The 23,148-nt window shown below is 57.2% G+C and carries 22 protein-coding genes and 3 tRNA genes; 11 read left to right on the top strand and 14 right to left on the bottom strand.

Translation table 11 applies throughout. The annotated features are described in order from the left end of the window. Positions 1 to 51 precede the first annotated feature (51 nt). The gene (locus LRS40_RS15275) at positions 52 to 864 is read left to right on the top strand and encodes a mannosyl-3-phosphoglycerate phosphatase-related protein (RefSeq protein WP_231311966.1); all 813 of its coding nucleotides are present in this window, start codon (positions 52 to 54) and stop codon (positions 862 to 864) included. Here the strand turns inward: LRS40_RS15275 and dgcQ are convergent. From dgcQ to LRS40_RS15260, 3 genes are all read right to left on the bottom strand, one after another. Beyond that, positions 846 to 2,516, bottom strand: coding sequence for a cellulose biosynthesis regulator diguanylate cyclase DgcQ (dgcQ, locus tag LRS40_RS15270; RefSeq protein ID WP_370649911.1), 1,671 nt, complete (start codon positions 2,514 to 2,516; stop codon positions 846 to 848). The two genes, LRS40_RS15275 and dgcQ, sit on opposite strands and share 19 nt — an antisense overlap. A gap of 113 nt (positions 2,517 to 2,629) precedes the next feature. After that, positions 2,630 to 2,812 carry a YodC family protein gene (locus LRS40_RS15265; protein WP_156264151.1) on the bottom strand — a complete coding sequence of 61 codons (183 nt, stop codon included), beginning with the start codon at positions 2,810 to 2,812 and terminating at the stop codon, positions 2,630 to 2,632. Between the two features lie 78 nt (positions 2,813 to 2,890). Next, on the bottom strand, positions 2,891 to 3,808 hold the full coding sequence (locus tag LRS40_RS15260; protein WP_231311964.1) for a DUF808 domain-containing protein: 918 nt from the start codon (positions 3,806 to 3,808) through the stop codon (positions 2,891 to 2,893). A gap of 178 nt (positions 3,809 to 3,986) precedes the next feature. On the opposite strand from LRS40_RS15260, the gene yedA reads away from it, so the two are divergent. Continuing rightward, positions 3,987 to 4,901, top strand: coding sequence for a drug/metabolite exporter YedA (gene yedA, locus LRS40_RS15255; RefSeq protein WP_231311963.1), 915 nt, complete (start codon positions 3,987 to 3,989; stop codon positions 4,899 to 4,901). On the opposite strand, the gene LRS40_RS15250 is transcribed toward yedA, so the two are convergent. The 5 genes from LRS40_RS15250 to LRS40_RS15230 form a co-directional block, all read right to left on the bottom strand. Beyond that, entirely contained in the window at positions 4,873 to 5,364 is a 492-nt protein-coding gene (locus LRS40_RS15250; RefSeq protein WP_231311962.1) for a very short patch repair endonuclease, read from the bottom strand. The genes yedA and LRS40_RS15250 overlap by 29 nt on opposite strands. Then, positions 5,348 to 6,778 carry a DNA cytosine methyltransferase gene (locus LRS40_RS15245; RefSeq protein ID WP_185902372.1) on the bottom strand — a complete coding sequence of 477 codons (1,431 nt, stop codon included), beginning with the start codon at positions 6,776 to 6,778 and terminating at the stop codon, positions 5,348 to 5,350. Before LRS40_RS15245 ends, LRS40_RS15250 begins: the two co-directional genes overlap by 17 nt. A gap of 50 nt (positions 6,779 to 6,828) precedes the next feature. Next, positions 6,829 to 7,524 (bottom strand): phosphohydrolase, encoded by a 696-nt coding sequence (locus tag LRS40_RS15240; RefSeq protein WP_231311961.1) that lies wholly within the window; start codon positions 7,522 to 7,524, stop codon positions 6,829 to 6,831. A 42-nt stretch (positions 7,525 to 7,566) separates the two neighbouring features. Beyond that, on the bottom strand, positions 7,567 to 7,839 hold the full coding sequence (gene drpB / locus LRS40_RS15235) for a cell division protein DrpB (RefSeq protein ID WP_142486325.1): 273 nt from the start codon (positions 7,837 to 7,839) through the stop codon (positions 7,567 to 7,569). 213 nt (positions 7,840 to 8,052) lie between these two features. Further along, positions 8,053 to 8,750, bottom strand: a protein-coding gene (locus tag LRS40_RS15230; protein ID WP_223216367.1) for an IS1 family transposase whose coding sequence is annotated in 2 segments (ribosomal slippage) — positions 8,053 to 8,501 and positions 8,501 to 8,750 — 699 coding nt in all. Because the reading frame shifts where the segments join, the coding sequence is not laid out codon by codon here. 509 nt (positions 8,751 to 9,259) lie between these two features. Here LRS40_RS15230 and LRS40_RS15225 point away from each other — a divergent pair. From LRS40_RS15225 to dcuR, 3 genes are all read left to right on the top strand, one after another. Next, complete coding sequence (locus tag LRS40_RS15225) at positions 9,260 to 10,333, top strand: porin (RefSeq protein WP_231311960.1); 1,074 nt, start codon at positions 9,260 to 9,262, stop codon at positions 10,331 to 10,333. A gap of 133 nt (positions 10,334 to 10,466) precedes the next feature. Further along, complete coding sequence (locus tag LRS40_RS15220) at positions 10,467 to 12,080, top strand: sensor histidine kinase (protein ID WP_231311959.1); 1,614 nt, start codon at positions 10,467 to 10,469, stop codon at positions 12,078 to 12,080. Further along, complete coding sequence (dcuR, locus tag LRS40_RS15215; protein WP_156264164.1) at positions 12,077 to 12,802, top strand: two-component system response regulator DcuR; 726 nt, start codon at positions 12,077 to 12,079, stop codon at positions 12,800 to 12,802. Before LRS40_RS15220 ends, dcuR begins: the two co-directional genes overlap by 4 nt. A 163-nt stretch (positions 12,803 to 12,965) precedes the next feature. Here dcuR and LRS40_RS15210 read toward each other — a convergent pair. Next, positions 12,966 to 13,055 (bottom strand) — tRNA-Ser (locus LRS40_RS15210). Between the two features lie 93 nt (positions 13,056 to 13,148). Between LRS40_RS15210 and mtfA the strand changes: the two genes are divergently transcribed. Both mtfA and LRS40_RS15200 read left to right on the top strand, forming a co-directional pair. Then, positions 13,149 to 13,946, top strand: coding sequence for a DgsA anti-repressor MtfA (gene mtfA, locus LRS40_RS15205; protein ID WP_156264165.1), 798 nt, complete (start codon positions 13,149 to 13,151; stop codon positions 13,944 to 13,946). Positions 13,947 to 14,046: 100 nt separating this feature from the next. Beyond that, a tRNA-Asn gene (locus tag LRS40_RS15200) sits at positions 14,047 to 14,122 on the top strand. Between the two features lie 69 nt (positions 14,123 to 14,191). On the opposite strand, the gene LRS40_RS15195 is transcribed toward LRS40_RS15200, so the two are convergent. From LRS40_RS15195 to nac, 4 genes are all read right to left on the bottom strand, one after another. Then, entirely contained in the window at positions 14,192 to 14,524 is a 333-nt protein-coding gene (locus LRS40_RS15195; protein ID WP_142486330.1) for a type II toxin-antitoxin system PemK/MazF family toxin, read from the bottom strand. After that, positions 14,525 to 14,782 (bottom strand): antitoxin, encoded by a 258-nt coding sequence (locus tag LRS40_RS15190; RefSeq protein ID WP_231311958.1) that lies wholly within the window; start codon positions 14,780 to 14,782, stop codon positions 14,525 to 14,527. 133 nt (positions 14,783 to 14,915) lie between these two features. Beyond that, entirely contained in the window at positions 14,916 to 15,866 is a 951-nt protein-coding gene (gene cbl, locus LRS40_RS15185; protein WP_142486332.1) for an HTH-type transcriptional regulator Cbl, read from the bottom strand. A gap of 96 nt (positions 15,867 to 15,962) precedes the next feature. Continuing rightward, positions 15,963 to 16,880, bottom strand: a complete 918-nt coding sequence (nac, locus tag LRS40_RS15180) for a nitrogen assimilation transcriptional regulator NAC (protein WP_142486333.1) — start codon at positions 16,878 to 16,880, stop codon at positions 15,963 to 15,965. Positions 16,881 to 17,199: 319 nt separating this feature from the next. Here nac and LRS40_RS15175 point away from each other — a divergent pair. Beyond that, a tRNA-Asn gene (locus tag LRS40_RS15175) sits at positions 17,200 to 17,275 on the top strand. 57 nt (positions 17,276 to 17,332) lie between these two features. On the opposite strand, the gene ldtA is transcribed toward LRS40_RS15175, so the two are convergent. Next, the gene (ldtA, locus tag LRS40_RS15170; RefSeq protein ID WP_231311957.1) at positions 17,333 to 18,289 is read right to left on the bottom strand and encodes a L,D-transpeptidase; all 957 of its coding nucleotides are present in this window, start codon (positions 18,287 to 18,289) and stop codon (positions 17,333 to 17,335) included. A 234-nt stretch (positions 18,290 to 18,523) separates the two neighbouring features. Here ldtA and shiA point away from each other — a divergent pair, with 234 nt between their 5' ends. The 3 genes from shiA (at position 18,524) to LRS40_RS15155 (ending at position 23,144) form a co-directional block, all read left to right on the top strand. Further along, positions 18,524 to 19,834, top strand: a complete 1,311-nt coding sequence (shiA, locus tag LRS40_RS15165; protein WP_231311956.1) for a shikimate transporter — start codon at positions 18,524 to 18,526, stop codon at positions 19,832 to 19,834. 70 nt (positions 19,835 to 19,904) lie between these two features. Further along, a complete protein-coding gene (locus LRS40_RS15160; protein WP_231311955.1) occupies positions 19,905 to 21,359 on the top strand; it encodes an AMP nucleosidase in 1,455 nt (484 codons plus the stop codon). 18 nt (positions 21,360 to 21,377) lie between these two features. After that, positions 21,378 to 23,144 carry an aminopeptidase P family protein gene (locus LRS40_RS15155; protein WP_231311954.1) on the top strand — a complete coding sequence of 589 codons (1,767 nt, stop codon included), beginning with the start codon at positions 21,378 to 21,380 and terminating at the stop codon, positions 23,142 to 23,144. Positions 23,145 to 23,148: the final 4 nt, after the last annotated feature.

Raw genomic sequence — 23,148 nt, 5'->3', positions numbered from 1 at the left:
TTTTTTTAAGATAAATCTTATCTGCAACCTTCATCTGTTACGGGAGATGCTATGCCTTCACTTGAGGACCCGCTGCTCATCTATAGCGATCTGGATGGCACGCTACTGGATATTCATACCTACGACTGGCAGCCTGCGGCCGGCTGGCTGGAGAGGTTGCAGGACCATCAAATCCCGATCGTTCTCTGCAGCAGCAAAACGGCGGCTGAAATGCTGGAGATCCAGAGCGATCTCGGGCTGGATGGCCTGCCCTTTATTGCCGAAAACGGCGCGGTGATCCAGCTGGATGTACGCTGGAACGACCATCCCGACGCCCCCCGGCTGATCAACGGCGTTCCCCATACCGACATCGTCCAGGTAATCAATCAGCTGCGCGACGATGCAGGCTACAGGTTCACTACCTTCGATGATGTCGACGATCGGGTGATTAGCGAGTGGACCGGGCTCAGCCGCGAACGCGCGATGCTGGCGCGGCTGCACGAAGCCTCGGTAACGCTGATCTGGCGCGACAGCGACGAAAAAATGGCGGCCTTTGAGGCGGCGCTGCTAGAACTGGGGCTGAAGTTTGTTCAGGGCGCGCGCTTCTGGCACATCCTCGATGCCCGGGGCGGTAAAGATCAGGCCATCAGCTGGCTCAACGAGCAGTACCTGCAGCGCGACGGCATGCTTCCTACAACCTTAGGCCTGGGTGACGGGCCAAACGATGCCCCTCTGCTGGACAGCGTGGACCTGGCGGTGGTGGTCAAAGGGATTAACCGCCAGGGCGTACAGCTGAAAAACGACGACCCTGAGCGGGTTTACCATACCCAACAGCCCGGCCCTGCGGGCTGGCGTGAAGGGCTGGATCACTTCTTCTCGTCCTGACCAACAACCTGGTTGCGTCCTCGCTGTTTCGCCTGGTAGAGACGGGCGTCAGCGATGGACTGCAGCTGCTCAAAGTCATAATTATCGCTTTCACGGGCGCTGCTGACGCCGATCGACACGCTGATCCGCGCCGTCTGGCTCTTTTTCACCAGGATTTCGCGGTCGTTGATGCGCGCGCGGATCCGCTCTGCAATCCGCATCGCCTCTTCAGGCCCGGCCCCCGGCAGGACGACGCAAAACTCTTCGCCCCCCACGCGCCCGGCGACGTCAGCCTCCCGTATCGTGCTGGTGATTAACCTGGCCGCATGGGTGAGCACCTTGTCGCCCGCCTGATGACCATACCTGTCGTTAACGCTTTTAAAATGGTCAAGATCCAACTGCATTACCGAGTAGGGCTGATGCTGCTGTTCGCATCTTTTCGCCAGCGCTTTCGCCCGCTCAAACAGCGCGCCGCGGTTATTGATCCGCGTCAGAGGGTCGTGCCATGCCTGCCACTGGAGCGAGTGTTGCAGCCGGTACATGTTGCTGACCATCCGGCGGATCACAAACCATGAGCCAATCAGCATCGCGGTGAACAGCAGCCACAGCAGCGTCAGGGCAATCGTAATGCTGCCAAAATCGCCGCGCGCCCCTTCCCGTAAGGTGTGAATGCGCAGCAGAACACCGTCGAAGTGGTCCAGATGCTGCCAGTTAACGTAACGGCTCCCCAGCCGGATCTCTCCTACGGTATCGTTCTCAAGCGTGCTGGCAATTTGCGCCCGCTCACGCTCGTCAAAATGGTTCACATGACTGGCGACGCTCTCCGAGGTGGCGAGCAGAGTAAAACTGTTGTCGTAGAGCTGGAACTCCCCTTCGCCGTTATCCCCTACCGCATCCTGGAGCAGTTTCTTAAGCCCCTGGAAGGTAAAATCAATCGCCAGCACGCCGTACCAGTCACGTTGATAGTCGACCGGCACGCTGACGTTAACGATTTTTTCATTTATCAGCGTAAGCCAACGCACGCTGCGGGACCGATTATCGCGCTCTGATTGTTGGGTAAACCACGGGCTGGTCACCAGCTGATAATAGCGGGTGGGAATGTCGCGTACGGTATCGATTGGATCGGTCGAGACATAAAACCCCGCACGCGAGACATAAACGATGCGCTTCGCGTGCGCCGCCGGGGCATTAATCCGCAGCAAATAGCCCATTTCAAAGGCAGCGCTCATCTCCTTTTCGAGCCGTTCGTCGTCGCGTATCAGGCTGGTGGTCTGCTGTACAAACGCATCGGAAATGCCGTTCAGCGGTAAAGTACGCCGCTCGTCGAAGGCCAACTGCCAGAAAGGTTTGTTTCGCAGGTCATTGAAACGGGAGACCGTGTCGTGCAGCACAGGCGCGGCCAGCGGAGTTTCAAGGGCATCCTGCATGCCGTTACGAAAGAAGAGCAGCTTTTCGACGCTGAACTCCAGCTGGCGATCCAGCGAGTTGACCACGTTCTCAAGATGGGTGTGCTGAGTCGCGGCGTAGGCGTCTTCCAGCACCACAGCCTCGCGCCAGGTCAGTAACGTGGAGACGATGAGGACAGCAATAAAGCAAATATTTACAACCCGGCCCGGATGAAAACGATGACGTGCCGAAAAAACCTCTTTTCTTACAATATCGTCGGGCTGCACACACACTCCCTGAAAGCCACCTGCGCCATCCGCATGGGCGGGGACGGCAATGTTACTGCCTGTAAGCGATTATAGCGCACAAAAACGCCCGGCATTGCCGGGCGTAGCGTGACTTAAGCCTTGTCCTGTCGCCGGGTGCCGTCACCATGCTGAAGCTCTTCTTCACGAAACGCTTCCTGCTTGATGCCGTAACCGTCGTACCAGCGACACTCCACCATTCCGCTTGCATAGCCGGTGACGACCATACGTGGACCGCCGTTTTTTGGCTTAACTTCATCGCTGACCAGAAAGACCATAACCGCCTCCTTTATCAGTGTGAAACTGTATCAATTTAGTCGAGGAATAACAGTTATGCCTGGTATAGCCAGAAGTTATTAATGTGAGCGACCTCGCATTTTTTCCACGAGTTTCACCACCGCGACCACCACGAGGCCAATAATCAACCCGAGCACCAGATTCAGTAAGGTGGGTAAAACAGTTGCAATAACAGCACCTTGAGCCTCAGAAAAATGCTCGATGGCATGATGCAGCGGCGCAATGCCATGCACCACAATCCCGCCGCCGACGAGGAACATGGCCAGGGTGCCGATTACCGACAGGGACTTCATCAGCCAGGGGGCTATCACCAGCAGGGCTTTACCCGTCATCTTCGCCAGCGCGCTGGTTTTATCACTCAGCCAGTAGCCGACGTCATCCAGTTTGACGATGATGCCCACCAGGCCGTAGACGCCCAGGGTGACCACAAAGGCGATCCCGGACAGCACCAGCACCTGGTTCAGCAGCGGCGCATCCGCCACAATCCCCAGAGTAATAGCCACAATTTCCGCCGACAGGATAAAGTCGGTACGGATCGCGCCCTTGATTTTATCCCGCTCAAAGGTGACAGGATCTTGTGCGGCCAGCGCTTCCAGACGCTGTTGCCGCGCTTCCGGGCTCTCCTTCCCTTTATTTTTACGCGATTCGAGGGAGTGCAATATTTTCTCTGCCCCTTCAAAGCAGAGAAATGCCCCGCCAACCATCAGCAGCGGCGTAATGGCCCACGGAATAAAGGCGCTGATCAGCAACGCCAGCGGCACGAGGATCACTTTATTGAGCAGTGAACCCTTCGCCACGGCCCAAACTACGGGCAGCTCGCGATTGGCGCGCACGCCCGAGACCTGTTGGGCATTGAGAGAGAGATCGTCCCCCAGCACGCCCGCGGTTTTCTTGGCCGCCAGTTTTCCCATCAGCGAAATATCGTCCAGCAGCGTGGCAATATCATCCAGCAGTGTTAATAAGCTACTTCCCGCCAAAATAACGTTCCTTCTTTTTTGTTAATAACCTGAACAGTATGGAGTAAAACCCGGAACCCCGAAACTATCCCGTTTAAGTCAACAAATAATTCACTTATGTAACACAATTAAAGCGCTCGCCAGCGCGATAGTTTTCACGTTAACTCTATGCGACCGAATTATTTCATTGTGAGGGAGTATGCGTTTCAGGCACGTTTTACCATTAGCGGGCGCGCTGTTTGCGCTCTATATCATCTGGGGTTCCACCTATTTCGTGATCCGTATCGGCGTGGAGAGCTGGCCACCCCTGATGATGGCCGGAGTGCGTTTTCTTTCTGCGGGCGTGCTGCTGCTGGCGTTTTTATTCCTGCGTGGCCATAAGCTGCCGCCGCTGCGCCCGCTTCTCAACGCCGCTCTGATCGGCGTCCTGCTGCTGGCTGTCGGGAACGGCTTTGTTACCGTCGCGGAACATCAAAACGTGCCCTCCGGGATCGCGGCTGTGGTGGTGGCGACCGTTCCGCTGTTCACCCTCTGCTTCAGCCGCCTGTTTGGCATCAAAACGCGCAAGCTGGAGTGGCTGGGGATCGCCATCGGGATGGCAGGCATTATTCTGCTCAACAGCGGCGGAAACCTGAGCGGCAATCCGTGGGGTGCGCTGCTCATCCTGATCGGGTCGATGAGCTGGGCGTTTGGTTCGGTGTACGGCTCGAGCATTGAATTACCCACCGGGATGATGGCCGGGGCCATTGAGATGGTCACCGCGGGGATTGTGCTGCTGGTAGCGTCAATGCTTTCCGGCGAGAAGCTGACTGCCCTTCCCGACCTGTCAGGCTTCCTGGCGGTGGGCTATCTGGCGATATTCGGCTCGGTGATCGCGATTAATGCCTATATGTTCCTGATCCGCAATGTCTCTCCGGCGGTTGCCACCAGCTATGCCTACGTGAACCCGGTGGTCGCCGTGCTGCTGGGTACGGGTCTCGGTGGGGAATCGCTCTCCCCGGTTGAGTGGATGGCGCTGGGGATCATTATTATGGCGGTGGTGCTGGTGACCTTAGGCAAGTATCTGTTCCCGGCCAAACCGGTGGTTACGCCGTGTCAGGCGGAGAAACCCTAAGCGGGCGAATGCCCAGGGTGTCGATCTGCGCGGTCTCGCCGCCGCCGCAGATCCACTCTTCCAGACGCTCAGTAAGCGCCCTGTCATCCAGCTTCAGCCTGCCGCGCAGCGCGCATTCCCACACTACCAGCACCCGCCAGCCCTGCTGCTGTAACAGCGCGATATCGCGGTTGTCGCGAATAATGTTTTTACCAATCTTCTCCAGCCAGAAGTCGGTGCGGGTCGCCGGGACCTTAAACAGATAACAGTCGTGGCGATGCCAGAAACAGCCATGCGTGAAGATCACGCACTGGTGGCTATCCACCACAAAATCGGGCCGTCCGGCAAGGCTGGCATCCTGCACGCGGAACTCAAAGCCGACCTGCGCCAGCAGGCCAGCCAGCCGTTTTTCAATGGCCGTATCCCGCGTGCCGATGGCGCGCATGTTTTTGCTGCGGGTGGCCTTATTATGTACGTCCGCCATTGACAGTCTCAGCCTTACGTTGCGCTACCGCCTGCAGAATACGCGACTCCAGCAGTCGGGCGACGGCGGCAAACGCCGGTACCACTACCGAATTGCCAAACTGGCGGTAGGCCTGGGTGTCAGATACCGGGATGCGGAATTGGTAGCCCTGCGGGGTTTCAAAGCCCATCAGACGAGCACATTCGCGCGGCGTCAGACGGCGCGGCCGATGACGCTGGTTTTCAGGATCGTCGAAATCCCGCTCGCCAAGGGCTTTGTCCCAGCCCCGGTCGATAAGGATCTCCGCGCCATCTTTGTAATAGCGTGCCGACAGGGTGCGGGCGACGCTGTTCGGGTTCGTCGGATCGACCATCCCGAAGCCAAACCCGTTACCCTTCGCCTGATGCTTCTGCGCATAGCGATAGAGATACTTCCACAGCACCGGGGTGAGAATGAATTTTGCGTCCACGACGGGCTCGAGCAGATCGGCAATTGTGGGTCGCCGTGCCGGCCACAGCCCCGGGAGATCGCGCAGGGTGAAGTTGCCCCGCAGGTTGAGATCGCGGCGAAAGCCCACCAGCACAATGCGCTCGCGGTGCTGGGGCAGGAAGTGTTTACCATCGATAATCTTCGGATCGTCTGGCCCGCTCTCCGCGGCATCCGCCACGTCATACCCCAGGTCGTCCAGGGTCTGCATGATGATACGGAACGTTTTACCGCCGTCATGGCTCTTCAGGTTTTTCACGTTCTCCAGCACAAAGATTGCCGGGCGGCGGGCGTCAATAATGCGCGCCACGTCAAAGAACAACGTGCCCTGAGTGTCGCAGGCAAAACCGTGCGCGCGACCCAGAGCGTTCTTCTTTGATACGCCAGCCAGCGAAAACGGCTGGCACGGGAAGCCTGCGAGCAGCACGTCGTGCGCCGGAATGGCGTTGCGGATGTGCTGCGCCGCCTCGTCGTCCGTCACGCCGCTCTGGTGGCTGAGCGTCACTTCGCGGATGTCATCATTAAACTGGTGCGCATCCGGATCGCAGTACCAGTTGGCCTTGTAGGTGCGTACCGCATGTTTGTTCCACTCACTGGTAAATACGCACTGGCCGCCAATCGCCTCAAATCCATGACGGATGCCGCCGATCCCGGCGAACAGATCGACAAAGCGGAACGCATAGTGAGGATGACAGGCCGGAGGGCGCGGCAGCAGGTTTTGCAGGAAGCGGTATTCACCATCGCTGAGGCGATGCCCTGCCCGCTCGCTGGTCACCAGTCGTTTGAGGATCGCCGGGCTCCAGTGGCTGTCACCCTGAGCAACCAGAAGATGAGCCAGCGTTCTGGCATCGTAAATTTCCAGAAGCTGGCTCAATAACGCCTGAACTGACGCCGTTGATTTATCTGCCAGCACAAGCGCCGACTCCGTCACTGATACATTTTCCTGCATACATTTAACCGGGCCAAAAAAGACTTAAGAGAGAGTAACACAGAAAGGCATTACAGACTGTCGCGGAAACGCTGCACTACCGCGGCGTCAATACCCTCGTAATCGCCGCGTAGCTCGGCGCTGAGCCGGGCCATAAATTGAATCAGCACATCGGCACTCTGTCGCGCAAGCTGCCGACCAGCGGCGGTCTGCATCGTCCCGGGCAGGCGGAGCAGTTTGCTCTGGAAATGGTCCAGGGCGTATGCCCGGTCGTTCAGCTCGCGCGCATCAGCAAAGGGATCCTCCGGGTCGAACAGCGGAACCCCCAGCGCGCCGGACACGGCAAAGACGCGCGCCAGACCAATCGCGCCCAGGGCCTCCAGCCGGTCGGCGTCCTGCACGATTTTGGCTTCATCGGTAAGCGGCGTAATGCCCGCGCTGAAGCTGTGCGCCTCGATGGCATGCTGGATCGCGGCATAGTGATGGGCAGGAAAATCGGCAAAGTCGTCGCGCAGGATGGCCATCGTTCTTTCGGCGGCCAACTGCGACGAGCGGCCGCGCTGCGGATGGTTTTTCGGCAGGCTGACGATATCGTGAAAATAACAGGCCGTCAGGATGACCAGGGGATCGACCGGCAAATCTTTCATCAACCGCTGTGCGGTATTCCAGACACGACGGAAATGGGAGATATCATGGGCGGTATCATCGGTGGCATGATGCGCCTTCAGCCAGTTTTCAAAACGTTGCTGCCACTGCACGAGTTCCATATCGGCTTTCCAGAAAGTGAAAAGCCGTACAATAGCAATTATTTACTCTTCTGACACATCACGCGGCCGGGTGTACCAGGCAATCGCGCCCAGGATTCCCCCCACCGCGCTTAAAAGCAGAAAACCGCACAGGGCACTGAGCCATTTCCCGGACGTTGAGCCGAGATCGTCCTCAATCAGCGGCCCTGATACCGAGGTGACTTTGCTGACGATCCACAAATAGCGCGCCATCGCCCAGATGAAATAGCCGCAAAAGGCGTAAAAAACCCACAGGGCCAGCTTGCCTCCCAGGCTGCGATCGTGTTTTTGTTCCATGTTGTCCTTTCCTTTTTCACGGCACGCTGGCCGTCGCATTCACATCGCCAATTCGAACCGGTAAATAAATCACCTTTTCTGATAAAAAACACGCTACCTGTAAAACTTTCCCCTGTCGATTTGCGTTAAGTTGATCTTTCGCAATTTTGTATTGATTATAATTATAATTCCACAGTATTGATGCAGTCAGGAAAATGTGGTAATGACTCCAACTTACTGATAGTGTTTTATGTTCAGATAATGCCCGATGACCTTGTCATGCAGCTCCACCGATTTTGAGAACGACAGTGACTTCCGTCCCAGCCTTGCCAGATGTTGTCTCAGATTCAGGTTATGCCGCTCAATTCGCTGAGTGTAACGCTTGCTGATTACGTGCAGCTTTCCCTTCAGGCGGGATTCATACAGCGGCCAGCCATCCGTCATCCATACCACGACCTCAAAGGCCGACAGCAGGCTCAGAAGACGCTCCAGTGTGGCCAGAGTGCGTTCACCGAAGACGTGCGCCACAACCGTCCTCCGTATCCTGTCATACGCGTAAAACAGCCAGCGCTGACGTGATTTAGCACCGACGTAGCCCCACTGTTCGTCCATTTCAGCGCAGACAATCACATCACTGCCCGGCTGTATGCGCGAGGTTACCGACTGCGGCCTGAGTTTTTTAAGTGACGTAAAATCGTGTTGAGGCCAACGCCCATAATGCGGGCGGTTGCCCGGCATCCAACACCATTCATGGCCATATCAATGATTTTCTGGTGTGTACCGGGCTGAGAGGCGGTGTAAGTGAACTGTAGCTGCCATGTTTTACGGCAGTGAGAGCAGAGATAGCGCTGATGTCCGGCAGTACTTTTACCGTTACGCACCACGCCTTCAGTAGCTGAGCAGGAGGGACAACTGATGGAGATGGAAGCCACGGGAGCACCTCAAAAACACCATCGTACACTAAATCAGTAAGTTGGCACCATTACCGAAAATGTCATAGCCTAATGCAAGGCTGTAAATGCGTTATTTCACTCTTATTATTCAAGGAACATATTTTCCAAAGCGGATAACTGTGCAATGATGACGGGGTTATGTGCTTTTTTATCGCTTCACTATTAAATACTCTTAAATTACCCCTTTATTTTTGCCCGATACTATTATCGGGCTTTTTATTGTCTTTTCCGCAGGGCCCCTTCTTCATCAATAGATCCGTGAAAATCAATAACTACTTGAAATACATATCAATAAAAAGCAATAATACATTTTCCAGAACCATAAATATAAAATATAATGACACCGTAATCAATATTTTGAAATAATCTAAATGATTTAGTTACATTTATTTTTAAACAGTAAAAACCCACCCTGAAATAGTATTGAGCCCGTAACCCGGAGGGGGTTGCGTATATTCATTAAAAAAATACATTCAAGGGAATATATAATGAAAAGAAAAGTTCTGGCAGTTCTCGTCCCTGTTTTGTTGAGCGCTGGCGCGGTAAATGCGGCTGAAATCTACAACAAGGACGGCAATAAATTCGATCTTTACGGAAAAATGGTCGGAAAGCGCATCTGGAACAATACCGACGATAGCAACAGCGAAAACTTTGATGACTCCTACGCCCGTTTCGGCATTAAAGGCGAAACACAAATCAACAACGACCTGACCGGTTTCGGTCAGTTTGAGTACAACATGGGTGCCAGCGCCCCGGAGGGCGAACAGGATGAAAGTAGCCGTCTGGCGTTCGCAGGTCTGAGATTCGGTGACTACGGTTCGTTTGACTATGGCCGCAACTACGGTGTGGCTTACGACGCCGGGGCGTACACCGATATGCTCGTGGAATGGGGTGGCGATTCCTGGGTTCACACCGATAACTTTATGACTGGCCGTACCACCGGCGTGGCGACTTATCGCAACACGGACTTCTTCGGCGCGGTTGAAGGGCTGGATTTTGCGCTGCAGTACCAGGGTAAAAACCACGATAGCAAGGTGAAAAAAGCCAACGGTGACGGTTACAGCACCTCCCTCGCCTACAACTTCGATGGCTTTGGCTTCGTCGGCGTCTACGGCAAGTCTGACCGTACCAACAAACAGTCCCTGGACGGCTTTGGCGATACCGCTGAAGTCTGGTCGCTGGCCGCGAAGTATGATGCCAACAACCTCTACGCTGCGGTGATGTACGGTGAAACCCGCAACATGACCTATGTGAGCAATAAAGGTTTTGCCAACAAAACGCAGAACGTTGAAGCCGTGGTGCAGTACCAGTTTGACTTTGGCCTGCGTCCCTCCCTGGGCTACGTCTACTCCACAGGCAAAGATCTGGGTGAACGCAACGGCGTTCGCGGCGTGAATGCCGACCTCGTGAACTATGTTGAACTGGGTACCTGGTACTACTTCAACAAGAACATGAACGTCTACACTGCGTATAAATTCAACCTGCTGGATGATGATGACGCGGCCCGTACCGGCATGCCTGCTGACGACCAGTTCGCGCTGGGTATCGTTTACCAGTTCTGATTGTCCGGCAAGACTCTGTTAAGCCCGCTACGAAGCGGGCTTTTTGCTTTTTAACCGCCACCAGATTTACATAGCTTTAACAAATTAGCGCCATCAGCCATAATGCCCACTTTCTGTATGTCCTGGAGTTTCAATGCGCGATTTGCCGCCCCTCCCTCCTACGCGCAAGCGCCCAATGAAACTGAACACCCTGGTCACGCTGATGGTCTACAGCGTGACGGGCGCGATTCTGCTGGTGATTTTTGTCCTCTATTTTGCGCAAATCACCCGGGCTACGCGCGATGGCGTGCGGGATACCGCCCTGGCGGTCGCCAGAACCCTGGCTGATAGCCCGGAGGTGACCCGCGGCTTGTCCCTGCCCCCGGACAGTAACATCATCCAGCCTGTCGCCCGGGCGGTGATGCAGCGCAACAACCTGCTGTTTGCCGTTGTCACCGACATGCGGGGGAGCCGCTATTCGCATCCCAACAGCGCCCTGCTCGGCAAAGCCTTTATTGGGGACGACCTTCGGCCTGCGCTGGAAGATAAAGAGAATGTTGCTGTCAACCACGGGGTACTCGACGAGGCGCTGCGGGTGTTTACGCCTGTCTATAACGCACAGCATCAGCAGATTGGCGTGGTTGCGGTGGGGATCTCCCTGATTAAAGTAGAGCAGCAGATCGCCCGCAACCGCTGGGATGCCATCTGGCTGGTGCTGTTCAGCGCCCTGATGGGCGCGCTCGGCGCATGGGGGCTGGTGCGGATGCTGAAGCGGGTGCTGTTTGGCCTCGAACCGTATCAAATTTCAGCCTTGCTGGAGCAGCGCCAGGCGATGCTGCAATCCCTTCGCGAGGGCGTGATCGCAGTGGATCAGCAGGGGCATGTGACGATGATAAACCATGCAGCCCGGCAGATCCTGAATGCGAGCCCCAGCAACCCTGCCCTGCGCGAGACGCCGCTGCTGGCAAACCTGCGCGAGGTACTGCAAACCGGGCTGCCGCGTCAGGATCAGGAGATCAACTGCCATGGGCGGCTATTGCTCTGCAACACCCTGCCCGTCAAAAGTGAGAATCAGCTGATGGGTGCCATCACTACCTTCCGCGATAAGACCGAGATCAGCCAGCTGTTGCAGCGGCTGGACGGGATGGTGAGCTATCTGGATGTGCTGCGCAGCCATTCCCACGAGTTTATGAATAAGCTACATGTGATCCTCGGCCTGCTGCATATGAAGCACTATGCCAAACTGGAAGAGTACGTCCTCCAGACCGCCAACGCCTGGCAGACCGACGTCGGCACGCTGCAGCGCAACGTCAAATCGCCGGTAGTGGCCGGGTTTCTGCTGGGTAAGATCAACCGCGCCAGAGAGCTGGGGTTTAGCCTGACGCTTTCCGACGCCAGCCAGGTCCCGGATAATCCCAATGAACAGCAGGTTGCAGGCCTGGTCACCGTGCTCGGTAATCTGATCGAAAATGCGCTGGATGCCATGGCCGCGCAGCCCGAGGGGGAAATCAGCCTGCTGCTGCACTATCAGCAGGGCTGGCTCAGTGCGGAAGTCAGTGATGATGGACCGGGCATTGCCCCCGACCATCTACAGGCCATTTTTAACAAAGGGTATTCCACGAAAGGGGAAAACCGGGGGGTGGGGTTATTTCTCGCCCGCCAGCAACTTGAAAACCTGGGCGGGGAGATCGCCGTTGAATCTGAGCCGGGCGTATTTACCCAGTTTTTTGTTCAGCTCCCCTGGGACAGTGAAAGGAAAAGCGCGTGATACATGTTTTGATTGTCGATGATGATGCCATGGTGGCCGATCTTAACCGCCAGTACGTTAACCGGGTCGACGGCTTTTGCTGCTGCGGTATTGCCACGTCACTGGCAGAGGCGGGGGCCGTGCTGAACGCCCCCGCCCGGCAGGTCGATCTGATCCTGCTGGATGTCTACATGCAGCGTGACAATGGCCTGAGCCTGCTACCGGTTATCCGGGCATCCGGCCGTGACACCGATGTCATCATGATCACCTCGGCTTCCGATGCCGCGACTATTCAGACCGCCATGCATTACGGGGTGGTGGACTATTTGATCAAACCGTTCCAGTTCCCGCGCTTCGAAGAGGCGTTGAACGGCTGGCGTGAGAAAAAAGCCCTGATGGGATCGCATCAGTATCATGACCAGGCCGATGTTGACCGGCTGCTGCGCGGCGGCGCGCCAGGGCTGGCGGACAGTCGACGCCTGCCGAAAGGGCTCACCCCGCAGACGCTGCGCACGCTGTGCCTGTGGATTGACGCCCATCCGGGGACGGAATTTTCGACCGACGATCTGGCTAGCGCAGTCAATATTTCCCGGGTGTCCTGCCGCAAATACCTGATTTGGCTGGCGCAGGTCAACATTCTGCACACCAGCATTCACTATGGCGCCACCGGCCGGCCCGTGTATCGCTATCGTCTGCGGCCCGAGCAGGTTGCCCTGCTTCGGCAATATTGCCACCAGGAGTAACGCCCGCAATACAACCTCTTCAGGTAAACATCCTGATTTAGTTCACATATATTGTTTTGAAGCGGTAAAGGGCTGTTACTTCCCGTAAGTGGAATGATAAGGTACCCAGCGCACAGGATGTCTGACGAGAAAGCTAGCAGGAAGACTGACTGAAGAGATGAAGTGGCGGAGAGAGGGGGATTTGAACCCCCGGTAGAGTTGCCCCTACTCTGGTTTTCGAGACCAGTCCGTTCAGCCGCTCCGGCATCTCTCCGTTTTGATGGTTGCCATCATGCCGGGTAATTTGGCATTTTAACAGACCATAACCGGTCAATTTTGTTCAAGTGACGAGTTTGCGAGCAAAGCGATGATTAAGTGGCCCTGGAAATCGAATGAATCCGCCCGAAGCGCGGCGCTGCCGTGGGAAGAGGCGCTGGCGATCCCCGTCCTGTCCACTTTATCGGATGAGGATAAATCGCGTCTGGTGCAGCTTGCCGTGCGATTCCTACAGCAAAAACGCCTGGTCCCGCTGCAGGGTTTTGAACTCGACGATCGCAAGAGCACCCGCATTGCCCTGCTCTTCTGCCTGCCGGTTCTGGAACTGGGTATCGAATGGCTGGACGGTTTCCATGAAGTGCTGATCTACCCGGCGCCGTTTGTGGTGGACGACGAATGGGAGGACGACATTGGGCTGGTGCACAGTCAGCGAATGGTGCAGTCCGGTCAAAGCTGGCAGCAGGGACCGATCATTCTTAACTGGCTGGACATTCAGGACTCGTTCGACGCCTCCGGTTTTAACCTCATCATTCATGAAGTGGCGCATAAGCTGGACACCCGCAACGGCGATCGCGCCAGCGGCGTGCCGTTTATCCCCCTGCGTGAAGTGGCGGGCTGGGAACACGATTTGCACGCTGCGATGAACAACATCCAGGATGAGATCGATCTGGTGGGCGAAAGCGCAGCCAGCATTGATGCCTATGCTGCCACCGATCCTGCTGAGTGCTTTGCGGTGTTATCAGAATATTTCTTCAGCGCACCCGAGCTTTTCGCCCCCCGCTTCCCGGCGCTTTGGCAGCGTTTTTGTCAGTTTTACCAGCAGGACCCGCTGCAACGGTTACGTGAAAATGACGGCCAGGGCGATGATCCTGCCACGCAAGTACACTAAATCAGCACTCTGAGGCTTAATTAATCAATTGAATCAGCGCGTTGAATTTAGTGTTGACACAAACTAGCGGGGCCATTAACATGCGCCTCGTTCACACGATTCCTCTGTAGTTCAGTCGGTAGAACGGCGGACTGTTAATCCGTATGTCACTGGTTCGAGTCCAGTCAGAGGAGCCATATTTAAGAAGCCCGCTTAAGGAAACTTAAGCGGGCTTTTTGCTATTCTGGATATTTCTAAGCACGACATCAGGTTAACAAAGCACCCAACTTCGCAAGTACCTCATTCATTACGCTATCCGGCACACGCTCCAACTTTATGCCATGCCGTGCTCCCATATCTATGGTACGAGGCTGATCGCAGCGAATCACGCCCCTGGTTTTTGAGCCCGCTTCATCCAGGGATACGGCAAAACCCGCAGTACGGGCAAACTTGCCGCCAGTGGTGACAGGAACCACAACAGGCAGGCGGGTGAGATGATTGAACGCAGCCTTCGATACGATAAGCACCGGACGTTTTCCGCTTTGCTCATGCCCGGCAATAGGATCAAGTGAAACGAGCCAGATTTCCCCTCTATCCATTTACAGGATCTCCTTGCCTGCAGCTGGCGCATCAACCCATTCTCGATCTTCTTCACTGAGTTCGGCGTGCGGATCGCACTGCGCCAGCAGTTCAGCAAGTGAATAATGCGGGAGTTTTTGCGGTTCAACTATCAGGCAGCCGTTGTCGATAGTGACGCTGACCTCGCTGTCTGGTTGCAGGTCGAGCGTTTTCAAAATCGCTGGAGGGACTGCCAGCATGACAGAGCCGCCCACTTTTTTCAGACGTGTTATGTACATAGAACTCCTCCAGATATTATATTTAAATATAACATTGGAATTTAATGATGTACATTTTCCAGGCAGAATCAGGTTTTACAAGAAATGCGAAAACGCTTCAGAGAAAAAACCCCGCGATGCGGGGTTGGTTGGCCTAAATCTGGTAGTCAATCGCCACTTCTTCCGGCTCCATGACCTGGCGTTTGATCTCATCCACCGAGAGCCCGGCGTTGCAGAGTTCGATAAAGCGCCAGACATAGTTGCGCTGCAGCTGGCCGCGCTTAAGCCCGAGCCAGACGGTATTGGCATCAAACAGATGACGGGTATCAAGGCGCACCAGGCTCCCCTGCTCGCGCTCGCCGCCGGACTGTTCCGCCACCAGCCCAATCCCCAGCCCCAGCTCGACGTAGGTGCGGATCACGTCGGAGTCCTGCGCGCTGAGCACCACATCCGGCGTCAGGCCTTTACGGTTAAAGGCCTCATCAATGCGGGAACGCCCGGTAATGCCCTGACGATAGGTAATGAGCGGCCATTTGGCGATAGCGTCCAGCGTCAGCGGGGAGACCTGGGTCAGCGGATGGTCGACCGGCAGCAGCAGGCTGTGATGCCAGCGGAACCACGGGAACGCGGCCAGCAGCGGGTCGTTGCTTAAGCGCTCACTGGCGATGCCGATATCCGCCCCGCCGTTTTGCAGCAGGACTTCAATCTCCTGGGGCGTACCCTGGATCAGCTCCAGACGCACGTCCGGGAACAGCTCGCGGAACGCCTTTATCACCGGCGGCAGGCTGTAGCGGGCCTGAGTGTGAGTGGTGGCGATGGTCAATACACCGGAGGCATCATTGGTAAAGAGATCGGCCAGCCGACGCACGTTGCTGGCTTCATTGAGAATGCGTTCGGCAATGGTCAACAGCGCCTTGCCGGGCTCGGTCATCCCCAGCAGGCGCTTGCCACGACGAATGAAGATCTCAATGCCCAGCTCTTCCTCCAGCTCGCGGATATGACGGCTGACGCCCGACTGGGAGGTATAGAGCATGTTGGCGACCTCGGTCAGGTTGTAATCCCGACGGGCCGCCTCACGAATAATTTTAAGTTGCTGGAAATTCACGGTTCACTCCGGCGCATCTGACATAACGCTATTGTTAGAGTGTGCTCGTCGTGAGAACAAATAATAAAAACCCGCAACTTATACCTTTATGGAATATCAGCTGACCAGTTGTAGCTCACGGTTCTCCAGCGATGGACGACTTACCAGCGACATCAGGATCTCTTTTACCGCCTGCGCCTGCGGTGACAGCGCGCCGCGTGCAGAGACGTTCAGCGACAGCGGCAGGCTCATCGACGGCGAGGAGATCCTTGCCATCCAGCCGTTTGCGGCGCTGGAGAGCGATCGGGCTGCCGATTCAGGCAGGACAGTCACGCCCATCCCGCTGGCGATAGCGGCGGTCAGCGTGGAGATAGAGTCAATCTCACCAATGATTTTGGCCGTCAGACGGCGCAGGGAGAAAGCTTCATCGACGCGTAACCGCACGGCGCTGTAATCGCGAGGCAGAAACAGATTCATCTCGGCCACCGCGGTCAAATCCACGCTCTGCCCCGGGCAGTCGCGCGTTCCCACCAGGAAGAGATCTTCCTTCAGCAGCGGCTGGCTGGTGATCCCCGCCACGGGCGAGCGATCGTAGAGCACCGCCATATCCAGTTGCCCACCGAGCAATTTATCGTTCAGCGCCGAACCGCTGTTCTCGTGCAGATAGACCAGCACCTCCGGCAGCTCCGCGCGCACCGCCTGCAGCAGCGGCATGGTGACTGACGAGGCTGCCGTGCCCGGTGCCAGTCCGATCGACACCTGCCCGCTCAGCGTCTGCCCGACATTACCCACCGCCAGCTGCGCCTGTTCGCACTGGCGCAGAATGGTACGTGCGTGGGTGTAGAGGATCTTGCCCGCTTCGGTAGGAGTCACGCCGCGTTTCGTGCGGATCAACAGCTGCTGATCCAGCTCACCTTCCAGAGTGGCCACCTGCTGGCTCAGTGCCGGCTGTGCGATATGCAACACCTCAGCGGCCTGGGTCAGGCTACCGATATCGACGATTTTTACGAAGTATTTCAGTCGTCTTAAGTTCATTTTGCCCCCTGTACGAAATGCGTTGCCGGTTCCGGCGCGAGTGTACTGAGGGTTTTGCAAGATGCTTGCCAGTTTTGCGAAGAGGTCCGATATGTGCGCTAAGCGGCGGAAAATAAGGAAATCTAATCACTGCCGTCGGTTTCAAACATGAAACAACGGTTTATGATCTGCCCCATTCGGGGTATAGGCGCACCAAAAACGTGCAATTTGTTGCTTAAACCGCCACCTTGCTGGTTTTGTCAGCAAACGATCCACCCAGGCGGGATCACCCTTTGACAAGTGCAGGTGACGCCGCTAATATTCGCCCCGTTCACACGATTCCTCTGTAGTTCAGTCGGTAGAACGGCGGACTGTTAATCCGTATGTCACTGGTTCGAGTCCAGTCAGAGGAGCCATATTTAAGAAGCCCGCTTAAGTAAACTTAAGCGGGCTTTTTGCTTTCTCTGTCCAGCTTACTGGCTGGACGTCATCACCAGTGGCGCACTCCGGGCACCCCAACTGATATTCACCGGCATTCCCGACCGGCGCTCCAGCGCCTCGCTAACGCGCACGGCGTCCACATCCCCACCGTTAATCTGCGCGCGTAATCCTGGCGTCATCGGCAGCGGCACTTTATTCGTCGATTCAAACTCTGCACGATTACGCGACAGCGGTTCGTGGACCTCCACCCAGCGACTGCCGTCCGGCTCGGTGGTGACTTTCACCGGCTGATCGATCAGCTGGACACGGGTTCCGACCGGGACATTATCGAACAGATACTTAATATCGTCGTTCCGCAGACGAATACAGCCCTGGCTGACGCGCAGCCCGATGCCAAAGTTCGCATTGGTGCCATGAATGGCATACAGCCTGCCGATATAGAGAGCATACAGCCCCATCGGATTGTCCGGGCCCGCGGGAACAAATGCGGGCAGGGTCTTGCCCTCTTTGGCGTAGGCGCGACGGGTGTTTGGCGTTGGCGACCAGGTTGGCCCGTCCTGCTTACGCTCGACGGCAGTGACCCAGTTACGCGGCGTTTCCCGTCCGGCCTCGCCTATGCCGATAGGGAAGATCTCAACGGTATTGCCCTCTTTGGGGTAGTAGTACAGGCGCATTTCCGCCACGTTCACCACAATCCCCTCCCGCACGGTCGGCGGTAAGATGATCTGCTGTGGGACGATCAGCTGCGAGCCTGATTTAGGTAAAAACGGATCGGCTCCCGGGTTGGCCTCCAGCATATTGCTCAGCCCCTGCCCGTACTGCGCCGCAAAGGCTTCGAGCGGCAACCTGTTGTCAGCCGGAACGGTGATCGTTTGTGGGCTTCCCACCAGACGACTGCCTTCAGGCGGCAACGGGTAGCTCACCGCCAGCGCGCTCTGACTGACCAGTAATGCTGCAAAACAGCCCAAAATAGTACTACGACGCATCATTCCCTTCCTCTGTCGCTCCACGTATCAGACAAGCATAGCCTTGTTGCTGCGTTTATCGCCAGATAACAAATCATCATGTCGATAAATATCACCCGTTTAGCCCACTCGGGGATAAAAACGTTTTCACCTGCCCGCTGTCGGGGTAGTCTCATACCCGTCGCTATTTTCAGGCGACCGCATTGTGAGTGATCTTCTTCCTATACCAATAAAAAAATAACGTCAGACAGGACCACTATGGACACCACCCTCGCATCCTCGTCCCCCGACGGGGCAACACCATCGCTAAATCGTGCGCGCCGCGCGGCCCTCGGCAGTTTTGCCGGTGCGGTAGTCGACTGGTACGATTTTCTGCTGTACGGCATTACCGCCGCGCTGGTCTTTAACCACGAATTTTTCCCGCAGATTAGCCCGGCAATGGGTACGCTCGCTGCCTTTGCCACCTTTGGCGTCGGCTTTCTGTTCCGCCCGCTCGGCGGGGTGATCTTTGGCCATTTTGGCGACAAGCTGGGACGCAAACGGATGCTGATGCTGACGGTGTGGATGATGGGCATCGCCACCGCGCTGATTGGTATCCTGCCCTCCTTTGCTACGATTGGCTGGTGGGCACCGGTTCTGCTGGTCACCCTGCGCGCCGTTCAGGGCTTCGCCGTCGGCGGCGAATGGGGCGGCGCAGCGCTGCTGTCGGTGGAAAGCGCCCCGGCACGAAAAAAAGCGTTCTACAGCAGCGGCGTGCAGGTGGGATATGGCGTTGGCCTGCTGCTCTCCACCGGGCTGGTATCGCTGATCAGCACGCTTACTACCGACGAGCAGTTCCTGAGCTGGGGCTGGCGGATCCCGTTCCTGTTCAGCATCGTGCTGGTGCTGGGTGCTTTATGGGTGCGTAAGGGGATGGACGAGTCCGCCGAATTCGAGCAGCAGCGTCAGCAGCCCGCTGAGAAGCGCCGCCTGCCGGTGATGGACGCGTTGATCCGCCATCCGGGCGCCTTTTTAAAAATCATCGCCCTGCGCCTGTGCGAGCTGCTGACCATGTACATCGTCACGGCCTTTGCCCTGAGCTACTCCACCCAGAATCTCGGCCTGCCCCGCGAGCTGTTCCTCAATATTGGTCTGCTGGTGGGCGGTATCAGCTGCCTGACCATCCCCTGTTTCGCCTGGCTGGCGGACCGCTTTGGTCGCCGCCGGGTCTATATCACCGGTGCGCTCACCGGCGCCCTGAGCACTTTCCCGTTCTTTATGGCGCTCGAAGCCCAGTCGATAGTCTGGATTGTGGTATTCGCTATCCTGCTGGCGAATATCGCCCATGACATGGTGGTCTGCGTCCAGCAGCCGATGTTCACCGAGATGTTTGGCGCGAGCTACCGCTACAGCGGCGCGGGCGTTGGCTATCAGGTAGCGAGCGTGGTGGGCGGCGGGTTTACGCCATTTATCGCCGCCGCGCTGGTGACCTTCTCCGGTGGCGACTGGCACAGCGTGGCGATCTATCTGCTGGCCGGTTGTCTGCTTTCTGCCGCCACGGCCCTGCTGATGAAACAGGCTTCATCCTGATACTTTAGTTTCACATCCAGGTGACATACTATCGGTGAAAGCCGTACACCTGTGGAACAAGGAGACAGAGATGAATAATAAGGGCTCCAGCCTGACCCCGGCTCAGGCACTGGAAACGCTGGATGCGCTGTACGACCAGGCGGTCAACGCCCTGCGCAGCGCCATCAGCGACTATATTCAAGACGGAACGCTCCCCGATGCAGAGGCCAGAATCAATGGCCTCTTTGTTTATCCATCGCTTTCAGTGACCTGGGATGGTAGCGCCACCAATACGCCGAAGACCCGCGCCTATGCGCGATTCACCCACGCGGGATGCTACTCCACCACCATTACCCGCCCGACGCTGTTTCGCCCGTATCTGGAGGAGCAGCTGACGCTGCTGTATCAGGATTACGGCGCCCATATCACCGTGGAGCCGTCGCGCCATGAGATCCCCTATCCGTATGTTATCGACGGCTCAGAGCTGACGCTGGACCGCTCCATGAGCGCGGGCCTGACGCGCCACTTCCCGACCACCGAGCTGTCGCAGATCGGGGATGAGACCGCCGACGGGATCTACCATCCGGCGGAGTTTTCCCCGCTTTCGCACTTTGACGCCCGCCGCGTCGATTTTTCCCTGGCGCGCCTGCGTCACTACACCGGCACCCCGGCGGAACATTTCCAGCCGTTCGTGCTGTTCACCAACTACACCCGCTATGTGGATGAGTTTGTGCGCTGGGGTTGCAGCCAGATCCTCGATCCTGACAGCCCGTACATCGCCCTCTCCTGCGCGGGTGGGATCTGGATCACCGCTGAAACCGAAGCCCCGGAGCAGGCCATCTCCGACCTGGCGTGGAAGAAGCATCAGATGCCGGCCTGGCACCTGGTGACCGCCGATGGTCAGGGCATTACCCTGATCAACATCGGCGTTGGCCCCTCGAACGCCAAAACCATCTGCGATCATCTCGCGGTGCTGCGCCCTGACGTCTGGCTGATGATTGGCCACTGCGGCGGGCTGCGTGAAAGCCAGCTGATTGGCGATTACGTGCTGGCCCACGCCTACCTGCGTGACGATCATGTCCTGGATGCGGTACTGCCGCCGGACATTCCGATCCCGAGCATTGCTGAAGTGCAGCGGGCGCTGTACGACGCCACCAAAGAGGTGAGCGGCATGCCGGGCGAAGAAGTTAAGCAGCGACTGCGCACCGGAACGGTGGTCACGACCGACGACCGGAACTGGGAGCTGCGCTACTCGGCCTCGGCGCTACGCTTTAACTTAAGCCGCGCGGTGGCTATCGACATGGAGAGCGCCACCATCGCCGCCCAGGGCTACCGCTTCCGTGTGCCTTACGGCACCCTGCTGTGCGTCTCTGATAAGCCGCTGCACGGTGAAATTAAACTCCCCGGCCAGGCGAACCGTTTTTACGAGGGGGCGATCTCTGAGCATCTGCAGATTGGCATTCGCGCCATCGACCTGCTGCGTGCCGAAGGCGATAAGTTGCATTCACGCAAACTGCGTACCTTTAACGAGCCGCCGTTCCGCTAATCATAAAAAAGGAAAGTTATGCAAACCACATCCCCGCTCTCTGCCCTGCGCCAGTGGCTGGAAACCCAGGCGCTGGATGGCATTATCGTTCCGCGTACCGATGCCTTTCAGAGCGAATATTGCCACCCGCATGACGATGTTCTCGCCTGGCTGACCGGCTTTGACGGCTCGGCGGGCCACGCCCTGATCCTGCGCGATCGCGCCCTGCTGTTTGTCGACGGACGCTATCAGGTACAGGCCCGCGAACAGGTGGATCTGGCTGAGATTGAGATCCTGCATCTGCACAACGATCCGCTCGCGGAGTGGCTGGATCGACATGTTGAAGCAGGCTCCCGTATTGCCTTTGAAGCGCTGCTGATGACCAATGCCCAGTATGAGGCGCTGAACGCCAGCCATTGCGAATTGATTGCTCTGAATGATTCACCGTTCGACAGCCTGTGGCAGGATCGCCCGGCTCCGCCCGTCGGCGCGATCCGCGAGATGCCGGTGGAAATCAGCGGCGAGAGCCGCGCTGACAAGCGCCAGCGCGTCGCCGCCATTCTCGCCGGGCAGAATGCTGATTATCTGGCCATCACCCAGCCGGACAACATTGCCTGGCTGCTGAACGTGCGCGGCAGCGATATTCCGACCAGTCCGGTGCCTAACTCGTTTGCCCTGCTGAGCCGCGAGGGCGCGGTGGAGTGGTTTGTCATCCCGGAGAAAACGCAGGGTCTGTCAGCATCGCTGCAGGAGAGCCTGGTGCTGGCTCCTGAAGCCGATTTTCTGCCGCGCAGCCAGCTGCTGTGTGCGGGGAAACGCATAATGGTGGACGCCGATTCAGCGCCTGTGGCCCTGCGTTTTGCCGTCGAACCGCAGGGAGAGATCGTCTGGCACGCCGACCCGATCACCGCCATGAAAGCCCATAAAAACCCGACCGAGCTGGCGGGCTACCGCGACAGCCATCAGCAGGACGGCGTGGCGTGGGTCAACTTCCTGGCCTGGCTGGCGCACGAGGTGCCCCGCCGCGAGGCCGCGGGCAATCCCCTTACGGAGCTGGAAGCGCAGGCCCAGCAGCTGGCATTCCGCCAGCAGAGACCAGGCTTTATCGAGCAGAGTTTTGCCACCATTTCCGCCTCGGCCAGCAATGCGGCGATGTGTCATTACCACTCCAGCGAGCAGACCAATGCCGCCATTACCCGCGACAACTTTTATCTGAACGATTCCGGCGGCCAGTACCATAACGGCACCACCGATGCCACGCGAACGCTGGCCTTCGGTCCGCTGAGCGCCCAGTGTCGTCTGCACTACACCGCGGTGCTGAAAGGCTTTTTATCGCTCATCTCCCTGCAGTTCCCGTCCGGGACCTGCGGACATCAGATAGATGCCTTCGCACGGCGTGGGCTGTGGGAGCTGGGGCTCGATTTTGATCATGGCACCGGACACGGCGTAGGCCATCAGCTGCTGATCCATGAGAATCCGCAGCGTATTGCTAAGAAGGTCAATCCGTGGCCGCTGGTGGCAGGCAATATCATCACCATCGAGCCGGGCTATTATCTGGCCGATGCGTATGGGATCCGCATTGAAAATCAGGTGGAGATTGTGGAGAGCCTGCCGGGTTTCTGCCGCTTCGCGTCCCTGACGCTGGCGCCGATTGACCTGAGCCAGGTGGAGCTGCATCTGCTGAGCGAAAAAGAGATCCAGTGGCTGGATGCGTATCACCAGCAGGTACGCGAGACGCTCTCGCCGCATGTTAACAGCGATGCGCTACCGTGGCTGGTTGCCGCGACGGCACCGGTACAGAGGTAGTCTG

The organism is Leclercia sp. G3L (assembly GCF_021117075.1).
GTDB classification, from domain to species: Bacteria; Pseudomonadota; Gammaproteobacteria; order Enterobacterales; family Enterobacteriaceae; genus Enterobacter; species Enterobacter adecarboxylatus_C.
This window is presented reverse-complemented; position numbering and strand designations above follow the sequence as displayed.